Source organism: Bacillus hominis, assembly GCF_030348325.1.
Classification (GTDB): Bacteria; Bacillota; Bacilli; order Bacillales; family Bacillaceae_G; genus Bacillus_A; species Bacillus_A hominis.
In genome coordinates this window covers 4,668,927-4,686,036 of sequence record NZ_JAUCFS010000005.1, presented here as the reverse complement: position 1 = coordinate 4,686,036, position 17,110 = coordinate 4,668,927, and the positions used below count along the sequence as shown (strand labels likewise).

Annotated in this window: 20 protein-coding genes; 16 read left to right on the top strand and 4 right to left on the bottom strand. The window is 37.2% G+C overall.

Annotation, left to right across the window (positions count from 1 at the left end):
- Positions 1–17: 17 nt before the first annotated feature.
- The 8 genes from prfB (at position 18) to QUF93_RS27045 (ending at position 8,862) form a co-directional block, all read left to right on the top strand.
- A protein-coding gene (gene prfB, locus QUF93_RS27080) for a peptide chain release factor 2 (RefSeq protein WP_106408074.1) occupies positions 18–1,116 on the top strand; the annotation gives its coding sequence in 2 pieces (ribosomal slippage) (positions 18–89 and positions 91–1,116; 1,098 coding nt in all).
- Between the two features lie 457 nt (positions 1,117–1,573).
- On the top strand, positions 1,574–1,897 hold the full coding sequence (cccB, locus tag QUF93_RS27075) for a cytochrome c551 (protein ID WP_002124013.1): 324 nt from the start codon (positions 1,574–1,576) through the stop codon (positions 1,895–1,897).
- Between the two features lie 323 nt (positions 1,898–2,220).
- A complete protein-coding gene (gene ftsE / locus QUF93_RS27070) occupies positions 2,221–2,907 on the top strand; it encodes a cell division ATP-binding protein FtsE (protein WP_033712425.1) in 687 nt (228 codons plus the stop codon).
- Positions 2,897–3,790, top strand: a complete 894-nt coding sequence (gene ftsX, locus QUF93_RS27065; protein WP_002124017.1) for a permease-like cell division protein FtsX — start codon at positions 2,897–2,899, stop codon at positions 3,788–3,790. Before ftsE ends, ftsX begins: the two co-directional genes overlap by 11 nt.
- Before the next feature lie 118 nt (positions 3,791–3,908).
- Positions 3,909–5,345: a S41 family peptidase gene (locus tag QUF93_RS27060; RefSeq protein WP_434476086.1), complete on the top strand. Its 1,437-nt coding sequence runs from the start codon at positions 3,909–3,911 to the stop codon at positions 5,343–5,345.
- Positions 5,346–5,456: 111 nt separating this feature from the next.
- Positions 5,457–6,641, top strand: a complete 1,185-nt coding sequence (locus QUF93_RS27055; RefSeq protein ID WP_289360756.1) for a PDZ domain-containing protein — start codon at positions 5,457–5,459, stop codon at positions 6,639–6,641.
- Between the two features lie 128 nt (positions 6,642–6,769).
- A complete protein-coding gene (locus tag QUF93_RS27050) occupies positions 6,770–8,485 on the top strand; it encodes an ABC transporter ATP-binding protein (protein WP_289360755.1) in 1,716 nt (571 codons plus the stop codon).
- A gap of 65 nt (positions 8,486–8,550) precedes the next feature.
- A complete protein-coding gene (locus QUF93_RS27045) occupies positions 8,551–8,862 on the top strand; it encodes a YbjQ family protein (RefSeq protein ID WP_199674397.1) in 312 nt (103 codons plus the stop codon).
- 133 nt (positions 8,863–8,995) lie between these two features.
- On the opposite strand, the gene abc-f is transcribed toward QUF93_RS27045, so the two are convergent.
- From abc-f to QUF93_RS27025, 4 genes are all read right to left on the bottom strand, one after another.
- Positions 8,996–10,630: a ribosomal protection-like ABC-F family protein gene (gene abc-f / locus QUF93_RS27040; RefSeq protein WP_289360754.1), complete on the bottom strand. Its 1,635-nt coding sequence runs from the start codon at positions 10,628–10,630 to the stop codon at positions 8,996–8,998.
- Between the two features lie 264 nt (positions 10,631–10,894).
- The gene (locus tag QUF93_RS27035) at positions 10,895–11,440 is read right to left on the bottom strand and encodes a flavodoxin family protein (protein WP_289360753.1); all 546 of its coding nucleotides are present in this window, start codon (positions 11,438–11,440) and stop codon (positions 10,895–10,897) included.
- Positions 11,441–11,444: 4 nt separating this feature from the next.
- Positions 11,445–11,813: a MerR family transcriptional regulator gene (locus tag QUF93_RS27030; protein WP_289360752.1), complete on the bottom strand. Its 369-nt coding sequence runs from the start codon at positions 11,811–11,813 to the stop codon at positions 11,445–11,447.
- 51 nt (positions 11,814–11,864) lie between these two features.
- Positions 11,865–12,758 carry a LysR family transcriptional regulator gene (locus QUF93_RS27025; RefSeq protein ID WP_289360751.1) on the bottom strand — a complete coding sequence of 298 codons (894 nt, stop codon included), beginning with the start codon at positions 12,756–12,758 and terminating at the stop codon, positions 11,865–11,867.
- 152 nt (positions 12,759–12,910) lie between these two features.
- Between QUF93_RS27025 and QUF93_RS27020 the strand changes: the two genes are divergently transcribed.
- The 8 genes from QUF93_RS27020 (at position 12,911) to QUF93_RS26985 (ending at position 17,081) form a co-directional block, all read left to right on the top strand.
- Entirely contained in the window at positions 12,911–13,933 is a 1,023-nt protein-coding gene (locus QUF93_RS27020) for a YeiH family protein (protein WP_289360750.1), read from the top strand.
- 121 nt (positions 13,934–14,054) lie between these two features.
- Positions 14,055–14,252, top strand: a complete 198-nt coding sequence (locus QUF93_RS27015) for a type II toxin-antitoxin system RelB family anti-toxin (protein ID WP_002124033.1) — start codon at positions 14,055–14,057, stop codon at positions 14,250–14,252.
- 11 nt (positions 14,253–14,263) lie between these two features.
- Positions 14,264–14,485 (top strand): hypothetical protein, encoded by a 222-nt coding sequence (locus QUF93_RS27010; protein WP_002124035.1) that lies wholly within the window; start codon positions 14,264–14,266, stop codon positions 14,483–14,485.
- On the top strand, positions 14,482–14,877 hold the full coding sequence (locus QUF93_RS27005; protein WP_289360749.1) for an ATPase: 396 nt from the start codon (positions 14,482–14,484) through the stop codon (positions 14,875–14,877). Before QUF93_RS27010 ends, QUF93_RS27005 begins: the two co-directional genes overlap by 4 nt.
- Positions 14,878–14,897: 20 nt before the next feature.
- Positions 14,898–15,125 carry a hypothetical protein gene (locus QUF93_RS27000; protein ID WP_289360748.1) on the top strand — a complete coding sequence of 76 codons (228 nt, stop codon included), beginning with the start codon at positions 14,898–14,900 and terminating at the stop codon, positions 15,123–15,125.
- A 100-nt stretch (positions 15,126–15,225) separates the two neighbouring features.
- Positions 15,226–15,987 (top strand): MerR family transcriptional regulator, encoded by a 762-nt coding sequence (locus tag QUF93_RS26995; RefSeq protein ID WP_289360747.1) that lies wholly within the window; start codon positions 15,226–15,228, stop codon positions 15,985–15,987.
- Positions 15,984–16,604, top strand: coding sequence for a hypothetical protein (locus QUF93_RS26990; protein ID WP_289360746.1), 621 nt, complete (start codon positions 15,984–15,986; stop codon positions 16,602–16,604). The genes QUF93_RS26995 and QUF93_RS26990 overlap by 4 nt, the downstream gene beginning before the upstream one ends.
- A 45-nt stretch (positions 16,605–16,649) precedes the next feature.
- Positions 16,650–17,081: a DUF4362 domain-containing protein gene (locus QUF93_RS26985; protein WP_289361021.1), complete on the top strand. Its 432-nt coding sequence runs from the start codon at positions 16,650–16,652 to the stop codon at positions 17,079–17,081.
- The last annotated feature ends 29 nt before the right edge of the window (positions 17,082–17,110 follow it).

Here is a 17,110-nt window from a genome sequence, read left to right as displayed (position 1 = left end):
ACATAGAGGTGAAGGAAATGGAATTAGTAGAAATTAGGCAAGAATTAGAAAAAATGGCTAAGAGATTAGCGGCTTTTAGGGGGTCTCTTTGACCTTCCTACTAAGGAAAAACAAATTGCAGAATTAGAAGAAACGATGATGGGCGCTGGATTTTGGGATGACCAACAAGGCGCACAAGCTGTAATTAATGAAGCGAATGCGCTGAAAGATATGGTTGGAAGGTTCCGTCAGTTAGATGAGACGTTCGAAAACTTAGAAATGACGCATGACCTACTTAAAGAAGAGTATGATGAAGATTTACATGAGGAATTAGAATCTGAAGTGAAAACTTTAATTCAAGAAATGAATGAGTACGAGCTTCAGTTACTATTAAGCGATCCTTATGATAAAAATAACGCTATTTTAGAATTACACCCAGGTGCAGGTGGAACAGAGTCACAAGACTGGGGTTCTATGTTATTACGTATGTACACACGCTGGGCTGAGAAACGTGGGTTTAAAGTAGAAACGGTTGACTACTTACCGGGCGATGAAGCTGGTATTAAGAGTGTTACATTATTAATTAAAGGTCATAACGCTTATGGTTATTTGAAAGCGGAGAAAGGTGTACATCGTCTTGTACGTATTTCACCGTTCGATTCTTCAGGTCGTCGTCATACATCGTTCGTATCTTGTGAAGTTGTACCTGAATTCAATGATGAAGTTGAAATTGAAGTGCGTACAGAAGATTTGAAAATAGATACGTATCGTGCAAGTGGTGCAGGTGGACAGCACGTTAATACGACAGATTCAGCAGTTCGTATAACGCATATACCAACAAACACGGTTGTAACATGTCAGTCAGAGCGTTCTCAAATTAAAAACCGTGAACATGCGATGAAAATGCTGAAAGCGAAATTATATCAAAAGAAATTAGAAGAACAACAAGCACAATTAGATGAGATTCGCGGAGAGCAAAAAGAAATTGGATGGGGCAGCCAAATCCGTTCTTACGTATTCCACCCGTATTCTCTTGTGAAAGACCATCGTACAAATACAGAAGTTGGTAACGTACAAGCAGTTATGGATGGAGAAATTAATCCGTTTATTGATGCGTATTTACGTTCTCGTATTTAATAAGAGAAAAAGCCAACAGAATTGTTGGCACATGTTGAGGTCCAAGGGGATATAAAGAGGTTTATCTTATTTATATTGATGAAATAAAGAGGAAGAGAAGTTGGAGGCGACAACTTCTCTTTTTGATGAGATTATATGTAGAATACAATGCCGTATATTGTTTTGTAAAAAGTAGAGAATAGTAAAACAGAGCGGTAATAGAGTAGGGCTTTATATAGGGATTCTCAGTTTTGGTTTGGAGAAAAAGGCTCTTTATAGAACTTTTTAAGGTGTTCACAGAATTGAAACAATTTATGAAAGCTTATTTTATTAGGCTTCTCACTATATTTGTAAAAAATATGAAATATACCTTGGTTTTTCTATATAAAGATAATGCTTATAATGAATATTGAATGTGTTATGAAAACTATTGCCTAGTTATGAATGAAAAGAATATCAACAATGGGGAGCGATAGAAGTGAAAAAGAAATTGTTGGCTATTACGCTGGGGACATCAGTCGTTTTTGCTTTAGGAGCATGTGGAAATAAAGAAGAGAGTAAACCATCAAAACAATCTGCAAGCACAGATAGCGCAGAACAAATTTTTCAAAAAAGTTGTATAGGTTGTCACGCTAAAGATTTATCAGGAGCAACTGGACCAGATTTACGAAAAGTAGGACAGAAATACGACGCAGCAGAGATTGAAAAGATTATTGAAAAAGGTCGCGGTTCAATGTCACCAGGAATTATTCAAGGTGAAGATGCGAAAAAAGTAGCTGAATGGTTAGCGGAGCATAAATAAGAAACGTAATTAATAAACGAGCTGATTGTATAACTTGACCGAAAAGTGCTTCGAGTTAAGTAATTACATGAGCTCGTTTACCTTTTCTTGGGATGTAACATAACTGTAACAAAATTGTATCCGAATTGGAAACCGATTGATGTTACAATGGGGTTTGTAGAATTTTGATGAAATATATTACATAGAGTAGCGTTGCTAATAAAAAGCATGTATGGAAGCTACCTTCAACAAGAATGATCGAGCGGAAATAAAGGTTGTTCTTTTATTTTCAAATGTACAGAAAAGTATTTCGAAAAAAATCATTAAGTATTGGGTGATAAATAATGATAAAAATGACGAATGTTTATAAGGAGTACCCAAATGGTATGAAAGCCATTGCTGGTCTCACAGTTAACATTAAACAAGGTGAATTCGTATACGTAGTTGGACCGAGTGGAGCCGGAAAATCTACATTTATTAAAATGATGTATCGTGAAGAGAAGCCATCTACAGGATCAATTAATGTAAATGGACTTGTAATTGAAACATTAGCAGAAAGAGATGTTCCATATTTCCGTCGTCAATTAGGCGTAATTTTCCAAGATTTTAAATTGCTACCTAAATTAACGGTATATGAGAATGTTGCGTTTGCTTTAGAAGTAATTGAAGAAGAACCAGATGCGATTCGTGAACGTGTTACAGAAGTGTTAGGTCTTGTAGGTCTAGATGATCGTGCAGATGCACTTCCAAGCGAACTTTCAGGCGGAGAGCAACAACGTGTGGCGATTGCAAGAGCGATTGTAAATAGACCAAAGGTTGTAATTGCTGATGAGCCAACAGGTAACTTAGATATTGAAACAGCGCTTGATATTATGAATATTTTTAAACGTATTAATGAGCGTGGTACAACGATTGTTATGGCGACACATAACGCAGATATCGTAAATACAATTCGTCATCGTGTAATTGCAATTGAAGGCGGAAAAATTGTTCGAGACGAGATTGAGGGAGGATACGGATATGAAGGCTAAAACCCTTAGTCGACATTTGCGAGAAGGTGTGAAAAATCTATCCCGTAACGGATGGATGACATTTGCTTCTGTAAGTGCAGTAACAGTTACATTATTACTTGTAGGTGTCTTTTTGGCAGCGATTATGAATATGAACCATTTTGCGACGAAAGTAGAGCAAGATGTAGAAATTCGTGTGCATATTGATCCAGCAGCAAAAGAAGCTGATCAAAAGAAATTAGAAGAAGATATGAGTAAAGTTGCGAAAGTAGATTCTATTAAATATTCTTCTAAAGAAGAAGAGTTGAAACGTTTAATTAAAAGCTTAGGCGATAGTGGAAAAACGTTCGAGTTATTTGAGCAAGATAATCCACTGAAAGATGTATTTGTTGTAAAGGCGAAAGAACCAACAGATACGGCAACAATTGCGAAAAAGATTGAGAAAATGCAGTTTGTAAGTAATGTTCAATACGGTAAAGGTCAAGTTGAAAAATTATTTGATACTGTAAAAACTGGTCGTAACATCGGGATTGCGTTAATTGCTGGTCTTCTATTCACAGCGATGTTCTTAATCTCTAACACAATTAAAATTACAATTTATGCTCGTAGTACTGAGATTGAAATTATGAAACTTGTTGGTGCAACAAACTGGTTTATTCGTTGGCCGTTCTTGTTAGAGGGATTATTCCTAGGAGTATTAGGATCAATTATTCCAATTAGCTTAATTTTAGTTATATATAATTCATTGCAAGGTGTGTTCAATGAAAAACTTGGCGGAACAATTTTCGAGCTTCTACCATACAACCCATTCGTATTCCAATTAGCTGGTTTATTAGTGTTAATCGGTGCATTAATCGGTATGTGGGGAAGTGTAATGTCAATTCGTCGCTTCTTAAAAGTATAAAAAGTTGCAAACATAATTCGTACAAGCTTATCATATAGTAGAAATAGGAAAAGGCATCACACATCGTGTGATGCCTTTTGCTACACCACCTGTGTGTTCTGGAAAGGGGAATTCCGCATTGAAACGTAGAGTTGCAATTATTGGAATGGTTGTTGCATTTTTAATTGGTGCTGGCGGGATGTTTGGTGGTATGTACTGGTTTGGGATAAACCCAGCGTATGTAACGCAAACAGTATCGAATGGTAATGCTGGCACAGCGCAAGGGAATTTGGCAAAGATTAATGAGGCGTATGCACTAATTGATTCACGTTATGTGGAAGACGTGAAAGACGACAAGTTAGTCGAAGGTGCGATACAAGGAATGTTGTCTACGCTGAAGGACCCTTATTCCACGTATATGGATAAAGAAACGGCAAAACAGTTTAGTCAGTCACTGGATCCTGAACTTGAAGGGATTGGAGCTGAAGTGAACAAGACGGACGGTAAGCTTATTATCGTATCGCCAATTAAAGGTTCACCAGCAGAAAAGATAGGAATTAAACCGAATGACCAAATTTTATCTGTAGATGGGAATAGTGTGAAAGATTTATCACGTGAAGAAGCAGTATTAAAAATTCGTGGTAAAAAAGGAACGACTGTTGTAATTGAAATTAAGCGCGCAGGAGTGGCTGATCCGATAGAATTTAAAATTAAGCGTGAAAAGATTCCAATCTTCACTGTATTTAGTTCCGTAAAGCAAGAGAGCGGAAAAGATATCGGCTATATGCAAATTACTTCTTTTGCTGAAAATACTGCGAAAGAATTTAAGGATCAGTTAAAAGAGTTAGAGAAGAAACATATAGCAGGTTTAGTTATTGACGTACGTGGTAATCCTGGTGGCTATTTAAATAGTGTAGAAGAAATACTAGGAGAAATCATGACAGATAAAAAGCCAATGCTACAAGTAGAACAGCGAAATGGTGAGAAGAAGAAATTCTCCACTGAACTGAAAGAAAGAAAGCCATATCCAATTTCAGTATTAATTGATAATGGAAGTGCTTCTGCTTCAGAGATTTTAGCGGGTGCGCTAAAAGAAGGAGAGGGGTACGATTTAATTGGTGAAAAAACGTTTGGTAAAGGTACTGTTCAGCAGGCTGTTCCATTTAAAGATGGCAGCAACATTAAATTAACGATGTTTAAATGGTTAACACCGGATGGCAATTGGATTCATAAAAAAGGAATCGCGCCAACTGTAGAAGTGAAGCAACCAGATTATTATCATGCGACACCAATTCAAATTGAAAAGACACTTTCATACAATTCAAATGATGTACAAGTAAAACACGCGCAAGAAATGCTTAAGAGTTTAGGATATGTACCAGGACGTGAAGATGGATACTTTAGTAAAGAAACAGAATCAGCACTGAAAGCATTCCAAAATGCGAATGAGATGGAAGCGACAGGACAACTTGATAAAAAGACAGCTGAAGCGATTCAAACTAAAATTATTGAAAAAATCCGTTCTGGAGAAAATGATTTACAATTACAGACGGCATTGAAATTGATAGCGAAATAAGAAAGAATACAGGCACTTTGATGCCTGTATTTTTTTATGTGTTAAACAAACGTTTCTTTAGTTATGATAAGATAAAAAGAAAAAATGATATAAATGGTGGTGAATGAATTCGTGGAGGCATGGCTTTTTGAAATATTACGAGCAGTTGGACGTTTTTTCTTACACCCTGCTGTCTATGTATTTTTAATTAGTAGTATCTTCGTTGGATACTTACGTATATTACGAGAACGAAAAGACTTTTCTTTTAAAGTATATGATATTTGGTTTGAACTGCGAACTTCTCTATTTGTGGGTATTGGGTACGGGTTAATCGTATCTATTATTACGATTGGGATGGGGCTTGTTGTTTCGAAAGCGAGCTTATGGGCAATTTTACTTTGGACGTTATTATTTGGATTAACTGCTATGTATCGATATTTATCTGTAGCTTATACTTTCGGAATCGCTATTGCATTCTTGTTGTTATCGTCTAAGATGCCATTCTCCTTCTTACAGCTTGGAGAAGGTGAAGAGGGTACGATTGTATCCCTTGCTATTTTACTAGGCGTTATGCTCGTTGTAGAGGGGTTATTAATCTCTAAAAATGCAGTGCGATATTCTACGCCGAAAATTAAGAAAGGTAAGCGTGGGCTACGAATTGGACTACATGAATCAAATCGTTTATGGCTTGTACCAGTATTTATTCTTATACCAGGAGACGCGGTGACAGGATTTATTTCTTGGTGGCCTGTCGTTTCAATAGGTTCGACTACATACTCTTTATTCCTCGTTCCATTTTTAATTGGATTTATGAGAAAGATTAGAAGTTATGAGCCGACAGAAGCTTTATTATTTACAGGAAGACGTGTCTATGGATTAGCAGGGCTCGTACTCGTTTTAGGTATCGCAAGTTACTGGTGGCACGTACTCGCAATTATCGCGATGGGAGTTGCAATGCTTGGACGTTTCACGATCTCGGTGCAAGAGAAAATTGCGGATGAGAAAAGACCAGCATACTTTGCCGCACGTAATGATGGACTTGTTGTGTTAGATACAATTCCGAATACAATTGGGGCGGAGATGAATTTAAAGCCTGGAGAAGTTATTACGAAAGTAAATGGAGTCATTCCAAGAAGTACCGAAGAGTTTTATGATGCACTTCAAACGAAGACGACAGGAGCATTTTGTAAATTAGAAGTATTAGATACAAATGGTGAGCTTCGTCTTGCTCAAACGGCATTATATGCCGGGGGACATCACGAATTAGGTGTTGTGTTTGTTCAGCAAGAACATGAGTGGGATTCGGAAGCTATATAAAATAAAATGGAAACCTTCATCAAACACAGATGAAGGTTTTTTTAGTTTCATAGACGGATAACTTGAATAATTATTTGATAATGGTTATCATTTAGAGAGTCTTTTAATTTGGAAAAGGGAGGAAAAATATGCTACGTAAATTTTTTTCTTACTATAAACCGTACAAAGGTTTATTTATACTCGATTTTTCCTGTGCAGTTATCGCAGGATTACTGGAACTTGGCTTCCCACTTATCGTAAACCAATTTATTGATAAGTTATTGCCAGGGCAAAACTGGACGCTTATTTTATGGGCTTGTTTCGGTTTACTTGCAGTTTATATGTTAAACGCAGGTTTGCAATATGTCGTTACATATTGGGGACATATGCTAGGGATTAACATTGAAACAGATATGAGGCAGAAATTATTTGATCACATTCAAAAGCTATCATTCAGATTTTTTGATAATAATAAAACAGGTCATTTAATTTCACGTCTTACAAACGATTTAATGGAAATTGGGGAAATTGCTCACCACGGGCCAGAAGATTTATTCATTGCTGTTATGACTTTAGTCGGGGCATTTTCATTCATGATGATGATTAACTGGAAGTTAGCACTTCTAACATTCTTTGTAATCCCGTTCTTATTATGGTTGGCACTTTACTTCAACAAAAAAATGACAGGTACGTTTAGACGTTTATTCTCAGACGTTGCTGATTTCAATGCATGTATTGAGAACAATGTTGGTGGTATCCGCGTTGTACAAGCATTCGGAAATGAAAAGTTTGAGAAAGAGCAATTTGCTGTAAACAATGCTCGTTTCCGTACAACGAAATTAATGGCGTATAAAATTATGGCGTTAAACTCATCTGTTAGTTATATGCTGATGCGCCTTGTAACACTCTTTGTATTAATATGTGGTACATGGTTCGTACTGCAAGGTGAATTAACGTACGGTGGATTTATTGGATTTGTTTTGTTAACGAATATTTTCTTCCGCCCAATTGAAAAAATTAATGCGGTTATTGAAAGTTATCCGAAAGGAATCGCTGGTTTTAAAAGATATGTAGAACTTCTGGAAACAGAGCCGGATATTGTAGATTCTAAAGATGCAATAGAAGTTAAACATGTACACGGTGATATTCAATACAATAACATCACGTTCGGATATGAAAATAAAGAGCCGATTTTAAACGATATTAGTTTGAAAATACATGCAGGTGAAACAGTTGCGTTCGTTGGGCCATCAGGGGCAGGGAAAACAACACTATGTAGTTTATTACCACGTTTTTATGAACAATCGTCTGGATCGATTCAAATTGATGGCATTGATACGCAAGAGATGACGTTATCGTCACTTCGTAAGCAAATTGGAATTGTGCAGCAAGATGTTTTCTTATTCTCAGGAACAATTCGTGAAAATATCGCTTACGGAAACTTAAAAGCGTCAGAAGCAGAAATTTGGCAGGCGGTAAAACGTGCCCAGTTGGAGGATTTAATTTACTCGCAACCAGACGGTTTAGATACAGTTATTGGTGAGCGTGGTGTGAAACTTTCAGGAGGACAAAAGCAGCGCTTAGCAATTGCCCGTATGTTCTTGAAAAACCCGCCAATTTTAATTTTAGATGAAGCAACTTCTGCGCTAGACACAGAGACGGAACTTGCTATTCAAAAATCACTTGCTGAACTATCTGTCGGTCGTACAACGTTAGTTATCGCTCACAGGCTTGCAACTATTAAAAATGCAGATCGCATCGTCGTTGTAAATAAAGACGGTATTGCAGAACAAGGTTCACATGAGGAATTAATTGAGCAGGGCGGAGGGTATAGCCGATTATATGAGGCACAGTTTAGTTCATAAATATAATTTCTGCTGAATTAGTGCACCATAAGTAAGTGGAAATCTTATATGGGAGGCTATAAAGCATGATTGTAACAACAACTTCTACAATTCAAGGGAAAGAGATTACTGACTATATCGATATCGTCAATGGCGAAGCAATTATGGGGGCGAATATCGTGCGTGACCTGTTCGCTTCTGTCCGCGACGTTGTCGGTGGTCGCTCAGGCGCTTACGAAAGTAAATTAAAAGAAGCGCGCGACATTGCAATGGAAGAGATGAAAACTCTCGCAAGACAAAAAAATGCGAACGCGATTGTTGGTATCGACGTGGACTACGAAGTAGTTCGCGAAGGGATGCTAATGGTTGCGGTGAGCGGGACTGCTGTCCGTATATAAAGTAAAAAGCCGTGCTGATGCACGGCTTTTTGTTGTTATTGATGCTGATATTGTGTTTAAGTCGATATTCTATGTCGAAGCTGCGATATTTCTTGGGAAATGCAGAAGATCCCGTCGATATATAGGGAAGACATTAGAGCGCTTCTTTACATTTTTGAATTTGAGCTAATAATTTTTCGTATTCTTGTTCGAGAAATGTGATGTCATCGTGATGATTTGGTATAGAAATCCGGCTGATGATTTCAGTTAATTTTGTTTGTAACCTCAATAATTCTTGTTCAGTAACGTTTACAGAAGCTTCGGTTATTCTTTTTGTGTATTGCTCGTAATTGCCGTGGAATATTCTTGGCTCGCTCTCATCTACTTGTAGAATATGGTCTGCAACAGAACGAATAAAGGCGCGATCATGGCTAATGAAAAGTATAGTCCCAGGATATTCTTGTAACATGCTTTCTAATTCTTCTTGCGTTGCTAAGTCTAAATAGTTTGTCGGTTCATCGAGCAGAAGCATATTATAGTTTCCTAAAAATACTTTTGCGAGTGCAACCTTCATTCGTTCACCGCCACTTAAGACGTGCACAGGTTTATGAACATCTTCACGGCGGAATAGGAGCCGTGCAAGTATTGTTCGAACGAACGACTCCGTATAATTTGTTTCTTCTAGAACATTTTCTAAAATTGTTTTATCTGTTTTTAAAATTGATAGTGTTTGTTCAAAGTATCCAACTTTACAACTTTTCGAAAGCTGAATGCCGCGCTCGTTTGCGAGAAGCATGTTGAACAAAGTGGTTTTTCCACTTCCATTTGCCCCTAAAATAGCAAGCTTCGCACCAGGGGCAATAGTCCCACTCATATTTTTAAATAGTATGCGGTCACTTATTTTCTTTGTTACTTTATTAAACTGTACCACCACTTTACTATGAATTGGTGTATGGTATTGCACGTCAAACTGAGCTTGAGAAAGATCCTTTGGTTTTTCCTTCTTTTCTAATTTTTCAAGACGTGTCTCTAATGCTTTAGCTGCTTTGCTAACATTTTCTTGCCCATGAGCCCCGCTTAACTTATAAAGTTTAGATTCAGATGAACTGAACCGCGTTGGGATTTTTGTCATACTAGAAGCGCTTTGCTTTCTTTGTAAAATTGACTGCTCTAAACGATTTTTTTCTTTTATATATTGCTCATATTCTGCTTGTTTTTGTATTCGCTCACGTTCTTTTTGCTTTCGATAGTTTGAATAATTTCCTTTATACTCTTGAATAGTGCCATCTTCAATTTCGATGATTTTTGTACATATAGTATTTAGAAAATCACGATCGTGTGATATTAAAACAAGTGCCCCTTTATAAGATAAAAGTGCCTTTTCTAACTGCTCTGTACCGAACATATCTAAGTGGCTTGTTGGTTCATCAGCGAATAGAATGCCTGCATCTTGTTCGAGAGCATGGGCAATCTTTAGACGCATTCGTTCGCCGCCGCTCATTGAATCTGCAACGTTTGAAATACTCCATTTTCCTTTTGCGAGAGAAGAAGCGGTTTTCGGTAGTTCCTCGCTAAGCTGAGGAATGATGGAGATAGAACCATGATGAGTTACTGTACCTTTGTCAGCTTCTATTTCTTTACTTAATATTTGTAGTAACGTAGATTTTCCAGCTCCGTTGACTCCGACAATTCCTATACGATCGTTTGCTTGAATTTCCAGTGATGGTAATGTAAATAGGGTGCGATCACCAAAGCTCTTTTCAATATTACGTGCGAATAAAATAGTCATAAAAAAACCTCCCTAGTTTCACTAGAGAGGATAAACGTCGCCCTTGCATGTAAAAATCGTACATAAATAAACGATTTTTTACATGATCGTTTCGAAAGAAAGTATCGACAAATGGACAGACTAATCCTCTGCTAGTTTTCATCATTTTTGTTCACTATTTGTGATGGATGAAATAAATAAGAGAATTAGAACTTCATTGGTCAAAGTACCTTCCTTTCATAATATTATTTTTATTGTATGCGCATACAAAAGAGTTTGTCAAACTTATTTCTGTTTGTGATTTTTAAATTCGTTATTATACAGTTGTGCCTTTGCGAGTGCTTCAGCATCATTTTTGATTTCATCTAATCCATTCGCATCCCCAATAACATATCCTTCAAATGAAGAACCAACAAAATCAAAGATGTACTGGAACTGGGCGATAAGTGGCAATGCCTTCAGTTTTGGATTGTCTCCGCCAACGATTACAACGTACATCTTTTTCCCTTTCATTTTCTCTTTAAAATGAAGAGATGTATCGCGCAAGCTTTGTGACCAGCGATCAACGAAATTTTTCATATGGCCACTCATTCCGTACCAGTATAGCGGTGTAGTGAAGATAATCGTGTCGTGCTCTAGCATGCGTTTGGTTAACTGCCCATAGTCATCATTTACAGGTTGAAATCCTTCTGCATCATGGCGCTGATCTGTAATAGGATAAATGGTATGATCACGCAAATAAATTTGTTCTGCTTCAATTCCATCAATCATCATATGTGTTAAGGCTTCTGTATTCCCGTTTCGTCTTGAACTGCCGTGTATAACAAACATGTAATCATCCCTTTTCTTTTGCTTGTTTTAGGAGTGAAACGTGTTTTTGTAAATTCGTTTGAATGTTGGAAAGTAATGAGATTTGCCTTGTTACTTCCTTGAGCTTATCTTCGTAAAGCTCAAGGATGCTACTGCACGGATTTTCGTACAGGTGCGGCTCGATTTCAAGGCAACGCAGCATTCTTGCTGTCTCTTCTAAATTTAAGCCGAGCTGTAAGTATATTTGAATAAGCTCTACTTTTTCGATGGCACTGTCATCAAAATCACGGTAGCCATTTGTGAGGCGCTTCGAAGGAAGTAATCCCTTTTCTTCATAATGTCTTAGTGATCTCTCGCTAACGCCAGTTTCTTTTGATAACTCTCCAATTCGCACTGCATTTCACTCCTTTTACATGTATTGTAAACCTTCACACTAATGTGAAGGTCAACTCTGTTTTTTCGCAAAAGAATCTACATGATTTAAAAACACTTGAATGGCTTTAGACGGGATGAAATATTTGCCGCGCACGATGGAGAATGGGCGGATTAGTTTTTCATTTGGAACTTCGATGTGGAATAGTTCTTTGGCTAGTAGTTCTTTCCGCACGGTCCAGTCAGAAAGTATAGCGATGCCGAGCCCGGCAGCGACGGCTTCCTTTACGCTTTGAATACTACTAAATGTAAAGAATCGTTTCATTTTTAAATGATGTTGATGAATGAAACGATCGCTATAGGCACGCGTCCCAGAGCCACTTTCTCTTAATACCCATACTTGGTCTTGGAGAGTAGTTTCGTTTATATCTTTGATGTGAAGTAATGGATGATTTGGCGGAACGACGAGCTTCATTTCATCTTGCATAAACGTTTCAACGTCCACGTCAGCGTATACGACCTGGCCTTCCACTAAGCCGATATCGATTTGATTGGAGCGGAGGCTTTGCAAAACTTCTTCTGTATTTGAGATAAATGTATGAACTTCGACGTGTGGATTTTCATTCGCATAGTTAGCGAGTATTTTCGGAAGTAAGTATTCACCAATTGTAAAACTAGCACCGATGCGAAGTGTTCCTGTTACAACGTTATGTAGTTCGTTAATTTCCTGCTTAGCATCTTCATAAAGAGAGAGCATTTGCTTTGCATGTATGTATAATATGTTTCCAGCTTCCGTAACTTGGACGTGCTTCGGGGATCGCTGAATAAGTGTAGTCCCAAATTCGTTTTCTAAGTTGCGAATGTGCATACTTACGCCGGGTTGTGAAAGGTTTAATAGTTCTGCTGCACGGGAGAAATGTTTCTGTTCAACGACCGTAACAAAAATCTTTAAAATATCTACGTTCATTTGCTAAGCTCCTTTCGTTTTTCCTTCATCTTATCATAAGTATTTCTGATGATAGAGATTCAATATTGATATTAAACTTATTATAAAAATTCTTTTATAATGTAACTAGAAAGAACATGCATGTTCCAATATGATTATTGGGGTGGTACAAGGTGGAACAAACACTTGTTATACAAAAGAAGAAGGGCTTTGGATTTTCGCAAGGTATTGGGATTACATTATTAATCGCCATTGCCGCGAAATATTTAGCAGGGCTTCCGTTTTTAAATATTATGGGACAATTAGTAATTGCTATTCTAATTGGGATGATTTGGCGAGCGGCTATCGGAGTTCCGCAAGAAGCGCTAGCGGGAACGAACTTTGCAAGTAAGAAGTTGCTACGCTTTGGGATCATCTTACTTGGAATGCGGTTAAACCTTGTAGATATTGCGAAGGCGGGGCCGAAAGTATTGGTCATCGCAGCGGTTGTTATTACATTTACCATTTTCGTTGTATATGGACTAACGAAAGTATTTAAAGTAGAAAAGAAATTAGGGATTTTAACGGCGTGCGGAACGGCGATTTGTGGCGCGGCCGCGGTCGTCGCAATTGCACCGCAAGTGAAAGCGAAGGATGATGAAACGGCGGTCGGTGCTGCAATTATTGCTATTTTAGGTACAATATTTACGCTTATTTATACGCTATTATATCCAGTGCTTGGCTTATCTCCGTACGGATATGGCGTGTTCTCGGGAGCGACACTACATGAAATCGCCCACGTTATCGCGGCGGCCGCACCAGGCGGTAGCACGGCTGTAGACATCGCAGTTATTGTGAAATTAACGCGCGTAGCGATGCTTGTTCCAGTAGCGATTTTAATTGGATTATGGTTTGGTAAGAGCGAGGGAAGCAAAGAAAAAAGATCGTGGCGCGATCTTCCGATTCCTTGGTTCATCTTCGGATTTTTAGCAATGAGTGCGGTGCATTCGCTTGGGATTATACCAGAAGTTGTTGCCGGATATATTGTAGTCATTGCGTACATGCTTATTGCAATGGCGATGGCAGGACTCGGTTTAAATGTAGAGTTTAAAACGTTCCGCAAATTAGGAAGTAGGGCATTCGTGGCAGGGTTAATTGGCTCGGTTTGCCTTTCGGTACTTGGATATGTTCTTGTATACGCGTTAGGCTTTATGTAGTAGAAAAGAGGCATCTTATAGATGTCTCTTTTTTACCTTTTTTTGTAAACTCATCTTTACTTGTAACTGGAAAATATTTATAATTAAAGTAAAGATATCTTTACTTTTGAAGGTGGAACCTATGGGTGTAAAAAATATAATTAAGGAATTGCGAAAGCAAAATCACATAACACAAATTGAAATGGCAAAGGCGATGCAAGTGACGCGGCAGACAATCGTGGCAATTGAGAACCACCACTATAACCCGAGTCTAGAGTTATCCTTAAAAATCGCCAAATATTTTGGAATGAAGGTAGAGGAAATATTTACGCTAGAGTAAGGGGAGAGAAAATGAACGATGAGTTTGAGAGATTTCAATCGGATAAAGCGTTTAAATATTTAGGGTTATTTTTAACAACTAGTTTAGCGATATGGAGTATATATAATTTAATTGTTTACGGAAATGCTGGTATGCCATTTGTTTTATTTGTACTAGGGCAGTTTGTTTATTTCGTTGTGAATTATTGGCCGAAGTGGAAATATAGAAATAAAAAAGAGGCTGATCGTGTATGAATAAACAAGGGGTTATGAGATTTTTAGGGAGTCTATTTTTAGCGGGAATTCTTTTAAATACGAGTTTAGTCATTTTAAATATTTCGTGGGGAACGATATTGATTTCAAATGTAGCTCTTATTATTTTATATGCTGTGTCTGAGTATAGGGAGAAAAGGCGATTAAAAGAAGAAGGCGTACCTGCATTAGATGAGAGGGTCATGAAAAAAATGCAGCAATATTTTATGGTTTGTATGGTAGGTTTCTTTTTACTTTTTACCTCGTACCTTTGCGTGAATAAGTATTTAGATAGAGAGATCGTGGATGTAAATGAATCATTATATATAGTTATTTTTGGACTGTTAATTAGCGTGGCATCGACGAGTGTATTAGCAACAAGGGACATCAAATAAATATATAAAGGGGAAACGGGATGGGATTAGCGGTATTATGCGTTGCGACGGCTATATTTGCAATTTTGTGGGGGATGCAAAACTTCTCTCGTAATCCAGTGCCAAGTGTATGTATTATGATTGGTGCTGTAGGTTTATCATACTATTTATTAGTTTTAGCGCATTATCATAAAACAGCAATAAGTGTTGTTGTTGGGGCAATTATTTTATCTTGTGGACGTGCTATACAAAAGGGTTTTCTTCCATAAAAGCTGTTTATACAAAGGGTATAAACAGCTTTTTGTATTTTTTTTACAAACTACTTGAAAGTTACGTTACGTCATCTTTTATAATGAAGGAGAAGAGGTGATGGAGTTGATTTCGATTCAAGAACTAACGAGGGAAACAGGGGTTACAGTAAGGACGTTACGTTATTATGATCAAATCGATTTATTAAAGCCGAGTGGAAAAACTGATGGAGGACATCGGTTATATAGCGAGAGAGACGTTGTTCGTTTGCAGCAAATTTTATTTTTAAAAGAAATGGGTTTTTCGTTAAAAGAGATTACGAATATGTTAATAACGGGTGAGCTCAATTTAAAAGTATCGCTTGGAAAGCAACTTAAGTTTGTACAAGATGAACAGAAGAAATTTAATCGAATGGAACGTATTTTACAAGCGGTTGTTTATTCAGTAGATGTGGAAGGGGAACTGGATTGGAAAGTTATGTTTGAACTTATTCAGCTTTCGAAACAGTCTCCTCGAATACGTGAAATGTTCCAAAATGAAGTTTTTTCTAAGGAAGAACAAAAGTTGCTTCATAATTTGCCGAACATGAGTGAAGAAGATCCGAATGTTTTAGAGTGGGTAGATTTATTAAAGCAACTACGTAACTTTATGAAAGACGGTAAGGAAGCATCATGTGATGAAGTACAAGGCGCAACAAAGAAATTAATGCAGAAGTGTTTAGAGATGGCAAATGGTGATGAAACATTTTTAGATAAATTGTGGGAAGTAAGAAAGTCAAAAGAAGATTCACAGAAAATGAGTATGTATCCAATTGAGGAAGAGCTTCTAGTATATATGGATGAGGCTTTTCGTATATATGATGAAAGGGAGAGAGATAAATGAGTATACTGGCAGAATATCGGTGGTATTTTTTAATTGGTGCAGAGATTGTATTTTGGTTATCGGCTATCGGTTTCTTTTTACTCCGTTACGGATTCCGTTTGAAAAAGGCGAGTTTTATTATGGGGATTGTGCTACTCGTAAATGAAGTGTTTATTTTAACTTTAGGGGTAGTGGACTATTATCAAACAGGGAAGTTCTCTAATTTTCAAATCATTACGGTAATCATTTTATTATATGCAGTTTTTTATGGAAAAAAGGATTTGAAGAAATTAGATATATATGTGCGAAAATTAGTTGCTAAATGGCGGAATGAACCAGCGCCTATTATTGAAGAACAGGTAGAATTAACAGGCATGGCCTATGCGAAGCAAGAAATGAAAACTTGGGTACTACACCTTGTTTTATTCGTCGCTGTGCATATTTTCTTTTTCTTCGCGTATGGATTTATTCCATTTGAACAGTGGAGCAATTGGTTAGAGTCAGGAATCGTTTTAAATAAAGCAGCAAGCCGTGTAAGCCAAGTGTGGGCTATTATTCTTTTAGTGGATACTGCAATTTCATTTTCATATGTGATTTTTCCGAAGAAGGAGAAAGAAAACGAGAAGCTACTTTCATAGAGGAAAGTAGCTTTTTGGGTATACAAATAATTTTTATAGGAGAGGCTGACAATAGAAAAAAGAAGCGGTTTTATATGCCTAGTTCTCTTTAGCTTAGTAGCATGCTCACAACCTAACAGTGCAATTGATAAGAAGAATGATGTCGTTGCAAAGGGGGCAGAAATTTCTAATCTGGATAAATTCGAAAAGTTCGTTTTGAATGTGGAACAAGGGGAAGTTGATAAAATAAGAATTGTAAATTATACAGATGAAGGTGATCCGGTTTTTCAAACGTTAGAGCATAGTGAGAAAGATATACTTTATGTGTTAGATAATAGACAAGACCAATTTGCTGGTGACCATAAAGGGTTACATAAAGATAGTTGTAAAAGGATTGTTAAAGAGCAACGTGAATTAGAAACAGGTTATAGGTTAATAGATTGTACGAATGAAAATGGGCGCAATGGATATGACCTATTATATGTACCTAAAAAATAGAGTTAGTAGAGGAAGGAAGTATTTATTCC